Consider the following 17,204-nt stretch of genomic DNA (forward strand, 5'->3'; position numbering starts at 1 on the left):
AGTGTTTGACAAAGACTAAAAATAGTTGTAAAATATCTTTGTGACTTGCACCCGTAGCTCAGAAGGATAGAGCGGTGCCCTCCTAAGGCATGAGCAGGGGTTCGATTCCTCTCGGGTGCACCATTAAAACAAGGTGATCTAATATGGATGAAAAATTTATGAATGAAGCTATCAAAATTGCTAAGACCAGCACCTACGAAGTACCAGTGGGTGCTGTTGTTGTATACAATGACAAAATTATCGGTAGAGGTTATAACCAAAGAGAGACAAAGAAAAATCCAATCGCCCATGCAGAGATAATGGCAATACAGGAAGCCAGCAGGTATCTTGGCGGGTGGAGGCTAGTAGATTGTACCCTATATGTCACTTTGGAGCCTTGTGCCATGTGTGCAGGAGCTATTGTAAATGCAAGGATACCAAGGCTTGTTATAGGTGCAATGGATCCAAGACACGGATGCTGCGGATCTGTTGAAGACCTTGTAAGACACCCAAGGCTCAATCATAGGGTCGAGCTCAAAATGGGAGTTCTTGAAAAGGAATGTGCACAATTGTTGAAAGATTTTTTCAGAGATCTGAGAAAAAGAAATAGAGGTGTCAGCGATGAGTAAAAAGTGGATAAGTACAGCATGTACATTGGACTGCTGGGATTCATGCTCAATAAAGGCTCTGGTTGAGAATGGGGAATTGAAGAAACTTACCGGGAATCCAGAAAATCCAGTAACAGGTGGATTCCTGTGCGAGAAGGGCTACAAACACATCCAGATGAGGAATTCCAGGCATAGGCTCCTGAAACCTCTTATAAGACAAAATGGAGACCTTAGAGAAGCATCCTGGGATGAAGCCTTGGGTCTTGTGGCAATCAAAATGGATTCCTTAAGAAAAGAGTATCCTGCAACATCTCTTCTATACATAAGCGAATTTGGGAATTCAGGTGTGCTTAAAAAAGCAGATCAGCGTTTTTTCAATGCATATGGGGGCGTGACAATGCCTACAGGAAATCTCTGTGCTGGAGCAGGCGTGGAGGCTCAAAGATATGATTTCGGCAAGTGCCTGTCACACGAACCTACGGATTACATTAATAGCGAAATGATAATAATATGGGGGAGAAATCCAGCTTCAACAGGACCACATATGATGCCGTTTTTTAAAAAGGCAAAGGAAAAAGCCGCAAAAATAGTCGTAATTGATCCTCTTCCTTCTGAAACGGTTGCTTTTTCTGATGTTCATTTGTCTCCGAAGCCCGGATCAGATGGACTGATTGCACTCTATATGACAAAGGTTTTAATTGAGAATAATCTTGTTGACATGGAGTATATAGATAAAAACACTATTGGTTTTGAAAATTTGAAGGAAGCGGTACTTAAGATTTCACAGGAGGAATTATTTGCAAGAACTGGAATTGATCCAAAAGAGATTGAAAAACTGGCATTGGAGTATGGAAGAGCAAACCCTGCAGCAATCATACTGGGCTTTGGAATACAAAGATACTCTAACGGTGGTGAAACAGTACGAGCAATTGATGCACTCGGTGCTGTAAGTGGAAACATTGGGAAATCCGGCGGAGGAGTCAGTTATAACAACAGTGTGACAGATGGACTGATTGATGATAACTTTTTAACGGGAACATATCTGGCAAATGAAAAAAGGACTTATAAGAGGCCATTGCTTGGAGAATTCATCTTGACAGAGAAGAACCCTCCAGTAAGGATGATATATACAGCCCGGGCCAACCCGGTAAACCAGGGAATGGATGCGACAAAGATTCTAGAGGCATTTAGAACCGTGGATTTCAAGGTAACTCTGGACATGTACCTTACAGATACCGCAGCTGCTTCGGATGTTGTATTGCCTGTGAGGCATCCTCTTGAAGAGGATAACATCGTCATGCCACCTGCAAACCATAGCTATATAAATTACTGCAACAAGATTGTAGAATCACCTGAAGGAGTTCTTTCAGAGATAGAAATCTTGAACCATCTTGCAGAAAGACTGGGTCTTGTCGATTTTCCAATTATGACTGCAGACCAATGGATTGATAGAATCACTCAGCCAATGAAAGAAAAAATTGATATGAAATTGCTAAGGGAGAAGCCATTAAAGGTACCTGGACTTCTTGATATTCCTTGGAGTGATGGAAATTTCCTGACCCCCTCTGGAAAATTTGAATTCTATTCTGAGACAGCTGAAAAAGAAGGATTCTCGGCTCTTCCAGAGAAGAGGAAGATCCAGGTCGAGACTACAAATAAATATCCGTTTTATTTCATCACTCCAAAGCTTAGAGGATCTCTTCACTCTCAGCACTTTGCGCTGATTGAGGAAGATCATACACCTCTTGTCTATATGAATAAAGAGAAAGCTAGAGAGATGGGGCTTAAAGAAAGAGACGATGTAACTATTACAACTGAGAAAGGTTCACTTAAGGCTATACTTAGTCTTGATAAGGAAATCCTTCCTGACAGGGTAATGGTATATCAGGGTGGATGGATGAAAAAGGGTGGAGGAGTGAATAGAATCATTCCGGAGATATATTCCAAAATGGGAATCCATGCAGCCTATTATGAGGTTGTATGCAGGGTTGAAAAGGAATGACAAGCAACTGAAATCACTCCACTAAAGATGTTTGCAAACTAATGGAATCGGCTGTATAATATAATTTGTCAACTTGATAGGAGAAGTACCCAAGTGGCTGAAGGGTCCGCTCTCGAAAAGCGGTAGGTCGGCAAAACCGGCGCGAGGGTTCAAATCCCTCCTTCTCCGCCAGAATCTAAAGACTTTCCCATAATAAGGGGAAGCCTTTTTTGTTCTGGAAATAAAATAATATTGATAAATGATAATCTCCAAAAAATTAATCAAGCATATAACTTGCAAAAATCAGCTATTTAAGTTGGCCAAAAGTGTATTTAGGGTAAATAATTAACAGGAAGCACAATAAACAGGGATGCTTTGATCTTGGGAGTGTATTTGGACGCTTGCTCTCAGGTGAGCAAGCAGCGTAACCGACCATAAAGGTCGGTATTTTTTTTGGGAGGGATAGCGATGTTTGTTGGAGTGAAAAAATTGATTGCAACGGTTTTATCGATACTTATAGTGATGATATTGCCGACTTCTGTCCAGGCACAAACGATACCTTCGGAATCACCCTTTGATGGTATTGACTACACAAGATCAGAGGCTATAAGAGTTGTAATTGATGGAGAAGATTTACAGTTTGATGTGGCACCAAGAATCTCAGGTGGACGGACCTTGGTTCCAATGCGTGCCATATTTGAGGAATTTGGCCTTGAGGTTTCCTGGAATGAAGAGGAGAGAACCGTAACCGGTGAGGGAGAGGGACTGGTTGTAAGGTTTGAAATCGACAGCAACCAGGCAACGGTGAACGGTCTGGTCCACACCCTTGATGCTCCTGCGACTATAATCGATGGAAGGACTATGGTTCCTTTAAGGTTCCTGTCCGAGGCATTGGGCTACAATGTGGTTTGGATAGCTGATTCACAGCTCATTCTTTTAAGCAGAGAACCGATAATTGAATGGAGATACGGAGGGTTTGAAGAAGCCAAGCCCTACAGGGAATACGAATACAAATACTATAATGGCGAAGTCACAAGTGAGTATAGATATACTGGAACATTCAAGGATGTAGAGCACCTGAACCTCTACAGAAAGGATGGTAGGATTATTCCCAATGTACCTGACTTCAAACTTGATGAGTACTCTTATCAGTGGTCACAGAAGTCACCATTCACAGGCAAAACCTGGTGGATTCACAGGGATCAACTTGAAGGAAGCAGAAGTCTCAGTATAATAAGAACAGGTGAAACCCTGGAACCTCTTACAATGGGTGAGTTGGAGGATATGGAGACTGTTGGAGGGTATGTAAGGATATCTGTCCAGGACCATCTGTTTGACCTACAGCTGTGGAAGGAATTGATTGGATCATCTGGTTCCAAATTTGCTTCTGCAATTAATTCTGAGATTTTTGATGAGACTGAAATTCCTGCCTACGACACCATTTTAAGGGTGACAGTAGGAGATGGTGTGGATGGGTATATCCCTCTTGTGGCTCTTAGGAAAACCATAATTGAGCCTGAGAAGGACAGAATCTACATCTACCTTGAAAGGGATCCAACAACCTTGTTCACTTGGGATAGAATGACATGGAACAGGCTGGATAGGGAGCTTCCATGGGTTGGCATGACCTCTGATATGCTGCTTGTGAAGCTTAAGGAAAGCCCAGACCAGACCGCCAAGATAACTACGGAGTTCTCAGTACTTGAGCTATGGGTATACCAGCATGAATACGGAGATGTGATCTATTACTTTGATGACGGAGTATTGGTGAATATGTGGTAAACTTAAATGCTCCCTGGACAAATCCAGGGAGCATTTTTGAGGGATTAACATACACTCGATTATAATTAATAAATAGAATTAATAGGCGATTACATGGTATTATATTGGAAATGGACGAAAATCATAAAAGGGAGGACAGACGATGACTGAAAAGGGGAGCATAATCTTCATGAAGAAGTTGACTTTTGTTTTTATTGCAGCGGTAATTCTGTTGATGCCAGCATATGTAAGAGCCACAGGTGTAACTCTAAAGAACTACGATGTTAATTACTCTGGGGGAACAAAATCTGTTAGTGTAATCTGGACGAATCTTAATGACAAGAGAGTAAGAGTCGAAACCGTATTGGCAAAGGGTTCAGTTGGGCAAACAGATACACTTGCAAATATAGTTAACTCAGCAACTGATTCAGATGGGAAGGCAGTGGCAGGAATAAACGGCTCATTTTTTGAGGCTTATACTGACTTTCAACCATCGGGTACACTGGTAAGCGCCGGTCAGATAAAGCATATTTCTAACACAGGTTCAATGTTTATCGTTGATTCAGATGGAGAGGCAAAGGTGGATTCTATTTATATTGGAATTCAGGGAGGAATCAACAATCAATGGGAATGGCCAAACAACTGGTATGCATGGAATATAAACCACTTTTATACTGACCCTGCTGCGGTGATGGTTTTTGATTCCAACTTCAAAGGACCAAGACCAACCCACAGCTTTACGTCAATTCAAGTAGATAAAGGAATCGTAACATCTATTGACAAGGGTGGCTTCAATATCCCTCAGGAAGGATTCCTGCTTCTTACAAATGATCAAAATATGATAGGCAAATTCAAAACCGGAAGTACTGCTGATTTCAGATATGGAATATATGAAAACGACTATTTGACAAAGCCTCATACTAACCGAGAGGTTGATTTTACAAATGTAAGAACAGCAACTGGAGCAGGACCCACTCTTGTGAAGAACGGACAGATTGTTGTAAACCCAGCATTGGAAGGGTTTACAGAAGAGAAGATACTTAATAACAGAGCAAGAAGAAGCTTTATCGGAGTAACGGCTGATGGCAGAATGGGTTTTGCAAGTATGGATGGTGTGAATGTAAGCGAACTTGCAGAAATAGCAAAGGCTCTTGGAATGAAGGACGCCATGAATCTTGACGGCGGAGCTTCCAGCGGAACGGTATACAATGGGAAGAACGTTGTCAGGGAAGGCAGACTATTGAGTAACGCTATCGTTGTAAAATACCTTAACAATGAGCCAATATCAGTAAACTTGAATAATTCTCCAATTATTTTTGATACAGATCCTTTTATCGATTCAGCAAACAACAGGACGCTTGTTCCACTAAGGGGAATAGCTGAATCACTTGGTGCGATGGTAGGCTGGGATCAGGCGACATCATCTGTTCTGATCGATAGACAGGGAACAAGTCTTCGACTTAAGGTAGGAAGTCAGGATGTATATGTAGATGGTGATAAGAATACCATGGATGCACCAGTGGTATTGAGGAATTCCAGGACATATGTGCCAGTTAGGTTCATTACTGAATTTTTTGGAGGAGAAGTAAACTGGAATGGAAATACCAAGACAGTTGAACTTCAGATATCAAGGTCGTCCGATACAATGGAAAAGGCAGAAAACCTGTTTTCAGCAGGGAACTACAAGGAAGCCGCCAAGTTATATGAGGAAGTACTTGAGACGGAACCTAAAAATATAATAGCGCTTAAGAGAATGGCCAATATCCATGGCGTACAGGAGAAGAATCTCAAAGAAGCAATAGGTTACTATGAAAGAATCCATCTGGTTGACCCAAATGATTCTGGAACATTGCATTCCCTTGGTTGGGCTTATTACAATGAAAACAAAATGGATGATTCCATGGATGCTTTTCAGAAATATGTTGACTTGGAACCATCATCTCCTGCAGGATATTATGGAATGGGGCATTGCTTCTCAAGCTACTCAGTGCAGAATAAATCCAGTGCAAAAGAATACTACCAGCTGGCAATAGACAAGGGTTTATCCGGTGCCGGTCTTGACTATGCCAGAGATTACTTAAAAAAATAGTCGCAAAATTTAACATAAAGAAATCAGGAGGACAATTATCTACTTACTTTATCACCATTATAGATTTAGCAACCCCCTGAACACTTTAATAGCACCTTGATTCAGGGGGTTGTCGTTTTTTGGATTGTATAGGTGATGCTATTGTATGTTTAGAATTAGAATTCTATTATAATAATCGTAGAGCCGCTGCTAATTTAGTAATTAACTGATGTAATTTGGGTATAAAGCTAAAGCCAGGAGATAGTCCAAGGAAGGGGTAGTACATAATGGATTTCAATCAGAACAATAACAAGGGCTTTAAATTCAATTTTGATTTCGGGAAAGGACAACAAAAAGACATGAAAGGTCAATCTGGAAGCTTTAAAGAAGCTTTTGCAGAATTGAAAAGAAAGATAAAAGATCGCGACAGCAACCGAAAGGGTAAAAATCCGTTCTTGGTAGTTTTTCTAGCATTGGTAATTATGTTCATAATATTCTTTATGACTTTACCTGCTTTGAATTACATGGCACCAGAGTTTTACTCTTTTTTGATAACCGCAGTTATTGTATATAACGTCTTGAATCTCGTTATCGGCAAGATGTCAATTCTACGTACGGGTACCGTATCAGTAGTTATAATAGCGATTTTAGTCATTGCGCCAATTGTTCTTGGGTTTTTATCTCAGCCAATCTTTAGGGCAAAGGGTTACTCTAGACTAATACCTGTTGAAGATGCGAACTTTGCTGATACTGTTAAGGAAATAAGCTACGACAAGGTTCCAATAGTGGATCGAGATGCAGCTGTTGTAATAGGAGCTAGACAAATGGGCTCTATCCAGGAGGTAGTATCCCAATTTGAGATAAATGATAACTACACTCAGATAAATATTAAAGGTGTACCTGTCAGAGTGTCACCACTTGCATACTCAGATATCATAAAGTACTTCATAAACTTTAGGAATGGAATTCCATACTATGTCAAAATAGATATGGCAACACAGGAAGCAGAACTGACTAAACTGATCAAACCTTTGAAATACTCCAAGAGCGATATATTGATGAGGAACATAACAAGACACAATAGATTCAAGTATCCTACTAAAATATTTGGCGAAACCAATTTTGAAGTGGACGATGAGGAGAATGGTTTCTATATAACTTCTGTTCTTACAAGACGCATTGGGATATTTGGAGGAACCGATGTCAAAGGTGCCATTGTCACCAATGGAAGCACCGGAGAATCAAAATATTACAATATAACAGACGTACCATCCTGGGTGGACCGAGTATATCCATCCAGCCTTATTATTCAGCAGTTGGACTACAGGGGTAAATTTACAAGTGGATTTATAAACTCCATAATTGGTCAGCAAAATGTCACCAGAACAACTCAAGGCTACAATTATGTTCCTTTGAATGATGATATTTACCTTTACACAGGAGTAACCTCCATTCGAAGCGATTCCTCAAATCTTGGATTCTACTTTGTCAACTTGAGAACCAAGGAAGCCAATTTCTTCTCTGTTCCATCAGCTGATGAGGTATCGGCAATGAACTCGGCTACCGGACAGATTCAAGAGAAGAACTATACCCCTGCTTTCCCAATTCTCCTAAACATTAAGGACCGGCCGACTTATTTGATAGGACTAAAGGATGTTTCCGGTCTTGCAAAAATGTTCGCACTGGTAGATGCTGAAAACTATCAAAATGTTAGTGTTGGAAACACGGTCCAGGAAGTAATAAACCAGTACTACTTGAGGTCGGACACATCAAGTCTTCCAGGCGCTGATGCCGATGAACGCACCATCGTGATTGAAAAGATTCAGAGTGTGGTAATTGAAGGCAATACCATCTTTTACATTATGGCAGAGGACGACGATGTTATATATATCGGTAATGCAAAGACCCTGGGAGCGGAAATAATATTTGCCAAGCCTGGTGATGCTCTGAATATTTTTGGCAACCCTAGAGAGAATCAATTCGATATCCTTGAAATCAGACCTTGATAAGAATACTGCACAAATTTCTATTGTCTTATCAGCAAAAAAATTGATGACAAGACTTAACTGCACCTTAAAAGCTTATGTAAGCTTTTAAGGTGCAGTTAATATTTTGTAGTCATTAAACTGTATGTATCAGCCAGAATATTTTTCGTGGATTCTAATCAGTTCAATAAACTGGATCTAAGATTAATAACAAGTTTTTAAAGTGAGATTAATTCACAGAAGAAGATCAGGATGAACATACCTTCCCCTGTCAGCAGTTTTCTTATCGTATTGAATGGCATGTGTTGGACATCTGTTGATACACGCCAGACACATTGTACAATCGCCATCCCAAATGGGTTTGGCGGCCACCTTTATGGAATGGAGCGGACATGCCTTCTCACAAATTCCACACCCATCACAGTTTTCATCTACATGGAAATGCTTGTTATTCAGAGCAAAATTTCTAAAGAAAGGGTTGACAATGCCTGTTCTAAGAGAGGGTGTTTTGCCTGGAATCAAATCGAACATCTCTTCTTTACTTTCAAGTATCGAGAATATTTCCGCAACCTTTTTATCAGCCATAAGAAGCTTCATATTTATGTCTTCCTGTGATTCAACATCATTTCCCAGGATATAGTTATTGGGCATTATAACTGTAAAGGAACTGGAAAGCCTGATGCCGTTTTTTTCAAGATGCCTTTTGAAAATTTCAGAAGTTTTTCCTTCCTCCTGAGCACAGGATACAACTGAGAACACATAGGGTGAATGGCCTGAAAGTTTAAGCTTGTCCACAAAATCAAGGACAATCTTTGGAGGACCCCAGGCATGTACTGGGAATACAAAACCAAGATAGTCATCTGAATCAAAATGGTGTTCAAGGATTTCAGATCTTTTTTCCAACTCTTCAGGAATAAAAAAAAGATTGTCGTGCAGGTATTGGGATATTGTTGAGGCAATGTGCAAAGAGTTTCCCGTACCAGAAAAATAAAAAATCATACATAAACATCTCCTAATTTTAATTTTAAATTCCCTGTTAATTTATTTATACCCAGATTTGGAAAACTACGTAATCTAATTAACATAGTTTTAAAAAAAAATATTAAAAATCTTGATACAGAATAAATATTGTACAAAGATTTTAAACAGGCGAGTAGCTTCTAGAATGAATGTTACAATTTAAACATTTGCCATTAATTGACTACAAAGTTCAGAAAACACCTGACTTGTGGTTCAATTCCGACTAATGAGAAAATAGAGATTAATTTACATAATTCTATTTTACTTTGGGTAAAAATTTGCTATAGTATTCGTAGTCGTACTGTTAAATTATTAACAAAGCAATCTGGTAGTATGTCAAGAAGAGATTTTTGAATAAATCATCCAGATGAGCTAAAGGAGGACAACACAAACAGAACCTAGGATTTTCAAGGAAAAAACAGGCTAAAAATCAGAAAATATTCTATTCTATCTCTCCAACTTTACCGCTGGAGTAGATTTGATTTTTAGTCAGCAAGCCAAAAATCAGACGAACTAGTTTACGAGATGTAAGTGCGAGTGCTCGTTTGTGACAATGGGTTGTAACTTCACCAAACTTCTTGTTGTAGAATTCCTTGTACTCAGGAACATGGTTCTTGACACTGTTGGCTGCTTCAATAAGGTAGTATCTCAGGTACTTGTTGCCGGTTTTGGTCATTCTGGTATCATCAGAGGAATAATCGCCAGACTGGTTTACCCTCCAGGTTAGACCGGCATATTTAGCCAAGGAATCATGTGAGCCAAAAGATGCAATAGTGCCAATTTCAGCAAGAATACCACTAGCAAGTACCGGACCAATACCTGGAATGGATGTCAGAGATTGATACTCTACGGGGTTGATGCCTTTAATGGTCTTCTCAATGGCTTTGTCAACTACCTTGATCTCAGCATCAAATGCTTTGATAAGGTTAAAGGACGAGGCAATGGAAGTGTTTAAAGGCTCATACAAGACTTGATCCAAACGGTAGGAATCCCTGGCAGCCTTTTGTAGCAACCTAGCTGTTTCATAAGGGTCGCTGAATCGATTTTTACCCTTTGCAGAAACAAATGCCACAAGATCCTCAATGGAAGAATAGGTAATATCATCCAAGGAGAGGAATTCAGTCAAAACGGCAGCGGAAGTAACGCCGTAAGTGTTGGAAAAGGGCTGTTCATCCTTATCAAGGATAGCCAACTCACTAAACTTAAGGTAGATGTTGGAAACCATGTAGGTTTTCTCGCGTGTAATGCACTCAACCAGATGTAGTCTATGTCTGGAAAGTCTCTGCAAGGCAAGAAACTGAGCTCCCCGCCAAGGTTCCGATGTGATTCTTCCACACCTGGCAAAATCAGCAATAACAAAGGCATCGAGGGGATCAGTCTTATCAATATCTACAAAAGACTTCCTGTAATTGGCAACAGACTTGGGGTTTAGGCAGTACACAAGAGGCTTGAAGGGCAGGAACTCTGCACTTGAAGAAAGAAAATTGGCAATGTGTGTACTGTAAAATGAAGTTGATTCCAAGGCTATAACAACATATTCAAGGCTATTGGAATTAAGACAGCCAAGGATGCTATCCATGATAGATTCAGCGCCAGGCTGGTTATTCAGAGCCTTTAGATTGAGAAGCTTATCGCCTTGAAAATTCAGAGCACATAAGACATTGGTCCTAGAGCTTACATCAATACCAACGAATAAAGTAGACATAAAGTTGTTCTTCACAAGATCACCACCTTTCATAAAAAGATAAGGGTGGAACAATTAGTAAAAGAGATATCCCAATCCTAGCTGCTGACTGCAACCTCGCACTATAAGCATTCATCTTTGAAAACTACCTTGCTGTTGGTCTAGTCAAAGGGATGCAGCATCTGAGTAGGCAGAATGTGACAGCTAAGTCAGGAAGCACGCTTTGAGGGCAATAACCCAAAGGTTTTGCAAGGAGTGAGAGAATTGTCCTTTGCTAATCATTCTAATTCTATTTTAGCATTGGGATATCTCAATTAACACGAAAGTAAGAAAATAAAAAACAATATGTTTTGACTACTAAAAAAGTAGCTTTAAACATATTATACGAGGAGTGATATTATGATGACTAGAACATTAAGTCAGGACCTGTATGATCAGTTGGAGGCTTATATTGACTCAATTGAATCAACAGAAGCAGCTCTCATAGAAGTCCTGCACGAGGCACAGCATATTTTTGGCTATTTACCTATGGAAGTCCAGTTGTTTATAGGTGAGAAGCTACATGTTCCCGCATCAAAGGTTTTTGGGGTTGTTAGCTTCTACTCATATTTTACGACCGAACCGAAAGGAAAGTATGTCATTAACATTTGTACGGGTACCGCATGCTTTGTAAGAAATGCCGAAGCTATAGTAAGGGAGTTTGAAAAGACTCTAAACATCAAGACAGGTGAGACAACTGGGAATAAGATGTACACAATCGACTGTCTCAGATGTGTAGGTGCTTGTGGGCTTGCGCCAGTTGTAATGGTAAATGACGATGTTTATGGAAAAGTAACAGTAGATGATGTTTACAAGATTATTGCCAAATATACAGAGTAGGAGGTGGATGTTATGGAGAGAATAAATAATCTGGATACCCTTATTAAAATGCAGAAGGATTTCGAGCATATAATGGAAATTAGAAGGGCTAATATAACAAATACAGACCGTAGAGAACTTCTTATCTGTGGTGGAACTGGGTGTGTGTCATCAGAGAGTCTTAAGCTCCTTGATAATCTGAAAGCTGAAATAAGAGAGAATGGACTTGAAGACAAAGTGAGTGCATCAATTACCGGATGCTTTGGTTTTTGTGAAAAAGGACCAATTGTAAAGGTTTTTCCAGAGGATGTTTTCTATGTTGGAGTAACTCCAGAAGATGCTGCCAATATTGTAAGAACTCATCTTGTACAAGGAAGAAAGGTTGAAAGACTACTGTATGAGGAACCTGCCCTTAAAAAGAAGGTAGATACCCAGCATGAAATGGAATTCTACAAGAAGCAGGAAAGAATAGCTCTCAGAAACTGTGGACTTATAAATCCTGAGCTTATTGAGGAATACATTGCAAACAGGGGTTATGAAGCATTGGGAAGATGTCTGCTTGAAATGACACCCAAAGAGGTTATACATATTATCAAGACTTCTGGTTTAAGAGGAAGAGGTGGTGGAGGATTTCCAACTGGTCTAAAGTGGGAGTACGCCAGCAAAACAGAGTCATCGGTCAAGTATGTTGTTTGCAATGCTGATGAAGGAGACCCTGGAGCTTTTATGGACAGGTCAATTCTTGAAGGAGATCCACACAGCATAATAGAAGCAATGATAATTAATGGATATTCAATAGGTGCCAATAAAGGTTTTGTATATATACGTGCTGAATACCCTCTTGCCATAAAGAGATTGAAGAATGCCTTAAAGCAAGCAAAACAGGTGGGGCTGCTTGGAGAAGACATCATGGGGACTGGATTTCATTTTGATATTGACATAAAATATGGCGCAGGAGCATTTGTCTGTGGTGAAGAGACTGCTTTGATACATTCGATTGAAGGTGGAAGAGGAGAACCTACAACAAAGCCACCATTCCCTGCAGAAAAGGGTTTGTGGGATAAGCCTACTTCTGTAAACAATGTTGAAACCTTTGCAAATGTACCGGCAATTATAATCAACGGAGCGTCCTGGTACAATAAGTTTGGAAGCGAAACCTCAAAAGGTACCAAGGTGTTTGCCCTTGCAGGGAAAATAAACAATGTGGGGCTGGTTGAGGTTCCAATGGGAATATCATTGAGAGAAATAATCTACGACATAGGTGGTGGGATAAAGGATGGAAAGAAATTTAAGGCCGTCCAGACCGGTGGGCCATCAGGAGGGTGTATTACCGCTGATCAGCTTGATGTAAAGATTGATTACGAATCACTTTACTCCATAGGATCCATGATGGGTTCAGGTGGAATGATTGTTATTGACGAGGACAACTGTATTGTAGATATCGCAAAGTTCTATCTACAGTTTACAGTCGAAGAATCCTGCGGTAAATGTACACCCTGCAGGGTTGGAAACAAAAGGCTTTATGAAATGCTTACAAAGATAACCGAAGGCAAGGGAACAGAAGAGGATCTTGAAACCCTTAGAACATTAGCAGAAACCATAAAGCTTACATCTTTGTGTGGTCTGGGTCAGACTGCTCCAAATCCTGTACTTTCTACAATGAAGTATTTTCATGAGGAATATCTTGCACATGTAAGGGACAAGAAATGTCCTGCAGGAGTATGCCAGTCACTTCTACGATATAATATCAGTGAAGACAAATGTATCGGCTGTACAAAATGTGCCAGAGTATGTCCGGTCTCCTGCATAAGCGGTAAAGTAAAGGAAGTTCATGTGATTGACCAGGATTTGTGCATAAAATGTGGAGCTTGCTTTGATGCTTGTCCTGTAAATGCTATTTCGAAAGGATAGAGGTGAGATGAATGGTAAATGTTAATATAAATGGTAAGATGGTTCAGGTTTCTGAAGATACGACTATCCTGGAGGCGGCTAAGCTTGTAAATGTTAAAATACCAACCTTATGCCATCTTGACCTTCACGATATCAAAATGGTCAATAAGGCTGCGAGCTGTAGAGTTTGCGTTGTGGAAGTGGAAGGAAGAAAGACCCTTGCACCTGCATGCGCAACGCCAGTATTCGAAGGTATGGTTGTTAAGACTGATACTAAAAAAGCAGTTAAGGCAAGACGAACAGTTATGGAGCTTCTACTTTCAGATCATCCGAAGGATTGTCTGATATGTGAGAAAAATACTGAATGCGAGCTCCAGGCACTGGCTGCGGAGATGGGTCTGAGACACGTAAAATATGAAGGGGAAATTTCTGAATTTCCAATAGATGACAGCAGTTTCTCTATTGTCAGGGATATGACCAAGTGTATCATGTGCAGAAGATGCGAAACCATGTGCAATGAGGTACAGACCGTACATGCTCTTTCCGGTCTTGGAAGAGGATTTGATACTGTTGTGGGTACAGCCTTTAATCTGCCTATGTTTGAAACCACCTGTACCTTCTGCGGGCAGTGTCTTGCAGTTTGTCCAACCGCTGCACTTGCAGAGGTCAACAATGTACCAAAGGTTTGGGATGCCATAAACAATGAGAAAAAATATGTTGTAGTCCAGACAGCACCAGCCGTAAGGGTTGCTTTGGGTGAGGAATTTGGCATGGAACCTGGAACTGTGGTAACTGGAAAGATGGTGGCAGCTTTAAGAAGCATCGGCTTTGACAAGGTCTTTGATACTGACTTCGCTGCAGATCTGACAATAATGGAAGAGGCATCTGAATTCGTTCACAGACTAAAGCATGGCGGAAAGCTTCCAATGCTTACAAGTTGTTGTCCTGGATGGGTTAAATTCTTTGAGCATCAGTTCAATGACATGTTGGATATTCCATCAAGCTGCAAGTCACCTCACGAGATGTTCGGGTCCGTAGCCAAGTCATATTTGGCAGAAAAAATGGGAATAGATCCTAAACAGATGGTTGTGGTTTCTGTCATGCCATGTGTTGCCAAGAAGTATGAGGCAGCAAGGCCAGAACTGGGCCACGGCGGGACCAAGGATGTTGATATAGTAATCACCACCAGGGAACTGGCCAGGATGATCAATGAAGCTGGAATAAGCTTCAATCATCTGGAGGATGAGGAGTTCGACAATCCTCTTGGAGAGTCAACAGGAGCATCAGTTATTTTTGGGGCAACAGGTGGTGTTATTGAGGCGGCATTAAGAACCGCATATGAATGGCTGACAGATGAAACACTTGAAAATGTTGAATTCGAAGCATTGAGGGGAATAGAAGGAACCAAGGAGGCAACTATAAAGATAAATGGGGAGGACATCCACATTGCAGTAACCCATGGACTGGGAAATGCAAGGAATCTTCTTGAAAAGATAAGAAGAGGGGAAGCCCAATACCATGCAATAGAAATAATGGCATGCCCGGGAGGCTGCATTGGAGGAGGAGGACAGCCTTACCACCACGGAGATCTGGAAATCCTTGAGAAGAGAATAGCGGGCATTTATTCTGAGGATCGTGCCAAGACTATAAGAAAATCACACGAAAACCCAATGATCAAGAAAATATACGAAGAGTATCTGGGAGATCCCTATGGTAAGAAGGCCCATGAACTACTTCACACCTATTACGTTCCAAGACAGAAAATGTAGAAAAAATAAAGCAGTTGCTGCCAATTATATGGTTTGCAACTGCTTCTATTTTATTCAATAATAAACTCAGGCACTCCAGATCCTTCAATTATTTCTCCACCAACACTCTCAGCAATTGCTTCTGCATATTCCTTGTCAGGAAAATCTCTTACATATTGACCATCAGTGTAAAGCCTGTACGGGAAGTATCCTGTCTTTCTCCCTAAAGCCTCATAGTACAATGGCAACAGCCAGGTTTTTTCGTACGCTTCCATATATGTCTTGTTGCCTGAAGGCAATGCTGTATTGTATGGCAATGTTTCGATTGTCAGGGATGGCTTCAAGGATATTGAAACATAATAGGAAGTAGAATATCCACTTCCTTCTCCTGTATCTGGGATCAGTTTATATCCCGTAATTTCATTGGTTTTTTTAGCCATTTCAAGAGCATTTTTTCTGTACTCATCTGGGAACCAAATATATTCGTAGTAAAGAAGATTACCCCTGGAGTGATAGGACACATAACTCCTGAAATCATAGGAAGCCATATAGTCCATAATTGCCTTTGTCTCAGGTTCACTACCTGCATAGGATCCTGGATAAAATTCTCCTGAAGGCACACTGGAAAAGAAGCTTCCGGGGTAGTTTTGCCATTTGTCTTCCAATAATCCAGCCTGTCGATTCAGATGAAAATCAGGAAAATTCTTGTTCAGGTCAACCCCTGCAATGTTTGCCTTCCATTGAGAATAATCCTTGTCATTTATGCTAAACAGCATTTCACGAGCAGAAGGTGTTATGACTGAATCAGGTCCGAACTTTGACAGATCATGACCGTCTGGGTTAACCAGTGGTACAAAATGAAAAACGGATTTTGATAGTATCTCCTCCAGATTAAAACCTGGAATATGTGAATCCTTATAGTAATCAGTGGCATAATCTTCAATCTGTTTCATGAGTATAGCAGGATTGACCGTTTCCCTTCCGTGAACACCAGCTTCAATATAATAATGCATCCTTGAGACATTGAAATCCGCCCTATTAATCATTTCAGGAGCATTTTTTGTCATTACAAGGGAGAAAATCTCCTTTTTATCGTGTGAATATCCAATTGTTTTATACGAAATAATATCAGGGTAACGATTTGAAAGTTCTTTAGCAATTGTTGAATAATCACTTGATGAGTATGACCTACCAACATCTAGCTTTAATAATGGATTCTCTAAATAGTCATCTATGGAAAGGGGTTGGTTTGCATTTTCAAACTGAACCATTGGGTCGCTAGTTTCTCCCAGAGGGTCTGATTCTATACTTGAACCCGAAATAGCAGGTGACAATGCCATTACAAACAAAACTGGGTAGACAATAAATTTACGTATCATTGGCCTGTCTCCTTTCATGTAATTGTTTTGAGATTTGCTTTGTAGACTTATACCCACAAAAGAGCAAGAGTAACCGACTTTGCAAGGCAATGCGTTAAAACGAGACGTTAAATGGGTAGATATAATACAACAAGACGGCTATCGGACAATTTGATAAATCACTATGGATAGTGTAAAGTAGCTTATGAAAAGAAGAACTACAATGAATAGCTACTACTTAGAGGATAATATTGAAGTTCAATC

At 40.3% G+C, this 17,204-nt stretch carries 11 protein-coding genes and 2 tRNA genes; 10 read left to right on the forward strand and 3 right to left on the reverse strand.

The annotated features are described in order from the left end of the window. Positions 1 to 47: 47 nt before the first annotated feature. From ACOEN1_RS07175 to ACOEN1_RS07205, 7 genes are all read left to right on the forward strand, one after another. Positions 48 to 123 (forward strand) — tRNA-Arg (locus ACOEN1_RS07175). A gap of 20 nt (positions 124 to 143) precedes the next feature. After that, on the forward strand, positions 144 to 608 hold the full coding sequence (gene tadA, locus ACOEN1_RS07180) for a tRNA adenosine(34) deaminase TadA (protein ID WP_422486028.1): 465 nt from the start codon (positions 144 to 146) through the stop codon (positions 606 to 608). Beyond that, positions 601 to 2,589, forward strand: a complete 1,989-nt coding sequence (locus tag ACOEN1_RS07185) for a molybdopterin-dependent oxidoreductase (RefSeq protein ID WP_422486030.1) — start codon at positions 601 to 603, stop codon at positions 2,587 to 2,589. The genes tadA and ACOEN1_RS07185 overlap by 8 nt, the downstream gene beginning before the upstream one ends. 79 nt (positions 2,590 to 2,668) lie before the next feature. Further along, positions 2,669 to 2,760 (forward strand) — tRNA-Ser (locus tag ACOEN1_RS07190). A 276-nt stretch (positions 2,761 to 3,036) separates the two neighbouring features. Continuing rightward, a complete protein-coding gene (locus ACOEN1_RS07195; RefSeq protein ID WP_422486032.1) occupies positions 3,037 to 4,350 on the forward strand; it encodes a copper amine oxidase N-terminal domain-containing protein in 1,314 nt (437 codons plus the stop codon). A 142-nt stretch (positions 4,351 to 4,492) separates the two neighbouring features. Beyond that, positions 4,493 to 6,418 (forward strand): stalk domain-containing protein, encoded by a 1,926-nt coding sequence (locus ACOEN1_RS07200; RefSeq protein ID WP_422486034.1) that lies wholly within the window; start codon positions 4,493 to 4,495, stop codon positions 6,416 to 6,418. A gap of 266 nt (positions 6,419 to 6,684) precedes the next feature. Then, the gene (locus tag ACOEN1_RS07205) at positions 6,685 to 8,403 is read left to right on the forward strand and encodes a hypothetical protein (protein WP_422486036.1); all 1,719 of its coding nucleotides are present in this window, start codon (positions 6,685 to 6,687) and stop codon (positions 8,401 to 8,403) included. Between the two features lie 213 nt (positions 8,404 to 8,616). Here ACOEN1_RS07205 and ACOEN1_RS07210 read toward each other — a convergent pair whose 3' ends face one another. Next, complete coding sequence (locus tag ACOEN1_RS07210) at positions 8,617 to 9,381, reverse strand: EFR1 family ferrodoxin (RefSeq protein WP_422486038.1); 765 nt, start codon at positions 9,379 to 9,381, stop codon at positions 8,617 to 8,619. Positions 9,382 to 9,844: 463 nt separating this feature from the next. After that, positions 9,845 to 11,122 carry an IS110 family transposase gene (locus ACOEN1_RS07215; RefSeq protein WP_422486040.1) on the reverse strand — a complete coding sequence of 426 codons (1,278 nt, stop codon included), beginning with the start codon at positions 11,120 to 11,122 and terminating at the stop codon, positions 9,845 to 9,847. Between the two features lie 363 nt (positions 11,123 to 11,485). On the opposite strand from ACOEN1_RS07215, the gene ACOEN1_RS07220 reads away from it, so the two are divergent. The 3 genes from ACOEN1_RS07220 to ACOEN1_RS07230 all read left to right on the forward strand — a co-directional run bounded on the left by ACOEN1_RS07220 (position 11,486) and on the right by ACOEN1_RS07230 (position 15,603). Then, the gene (locus ACOEN1_RS07220) at positions 11,486 to 11,965 is read left to right on the forward strand and encodes an NAD(P)H-dependent oxidoreductase subunit E (RefSeq protein WP_422486042.1); all 480 of its coding nucleotides are present in this window, start codon (positions 11,486 to 11,488) and stop codon (positions 11,963 to 11,965) included. A 72-nt stretch (positions 11,966 to 12,037) separates the two neighbouring features. After that, complete coding sequence (locus tag ACOEN1_RS07225) at positions 12,038 to 13,855, forward strand: NADH-ubiquinone oxidoreductase-F iron-sulfur binding region domain-containing protein (protein ID WP_422486050.1); 1,818 nt, start codon at positions 12,038 to 12,040, stop codon at positions 13,853 to 13,855. An 11-nt stretch (positions 13,856 to 13,866) separates the two neighbouring features. Then, positions 13,867 to 15,603, forward strand: a complete 1,737-nt coding sequence (locus ACOEN1_RS07230) for an NADH-dependent [FeFe] hydrogenase, group A6 (RefSeq protein ID WP_422486044.1) — start codon at positions 13,867 to 13,869, stop codon at positions 15,601 to 15,603. 50 nt (positions 15,604 to 15,653) lie between these two features. Here ACOEN1_RS07230 and ACOEN1_RS07235 read toward each other — a convergent pair whose 3' ends face one another. Further along, positions 15,654 to 16,961 carry a M14 family zinc carboxypeptidase gene (locus ACOEN1_RS07235; RefSeq protein WP_422486046.1) on the reverse strand — a complete coding sequence of 436 codons (1,308 nt, stop codon included), beginning with the start codon at positions 16,959 to 16,961 and terminating at the stop codon, positions 15,654 to 15,656. Positions 16,962 to 17,204 lie beyond the last annotated feature (243 nt).

Source organism: Gudongella sp. DL1XJH-153, assembly GCF_049310905.1.
GTDB lineage: Bacteria > Bacillota > Clostridia > Tissierellales > Tissierellaceae > Gudongella.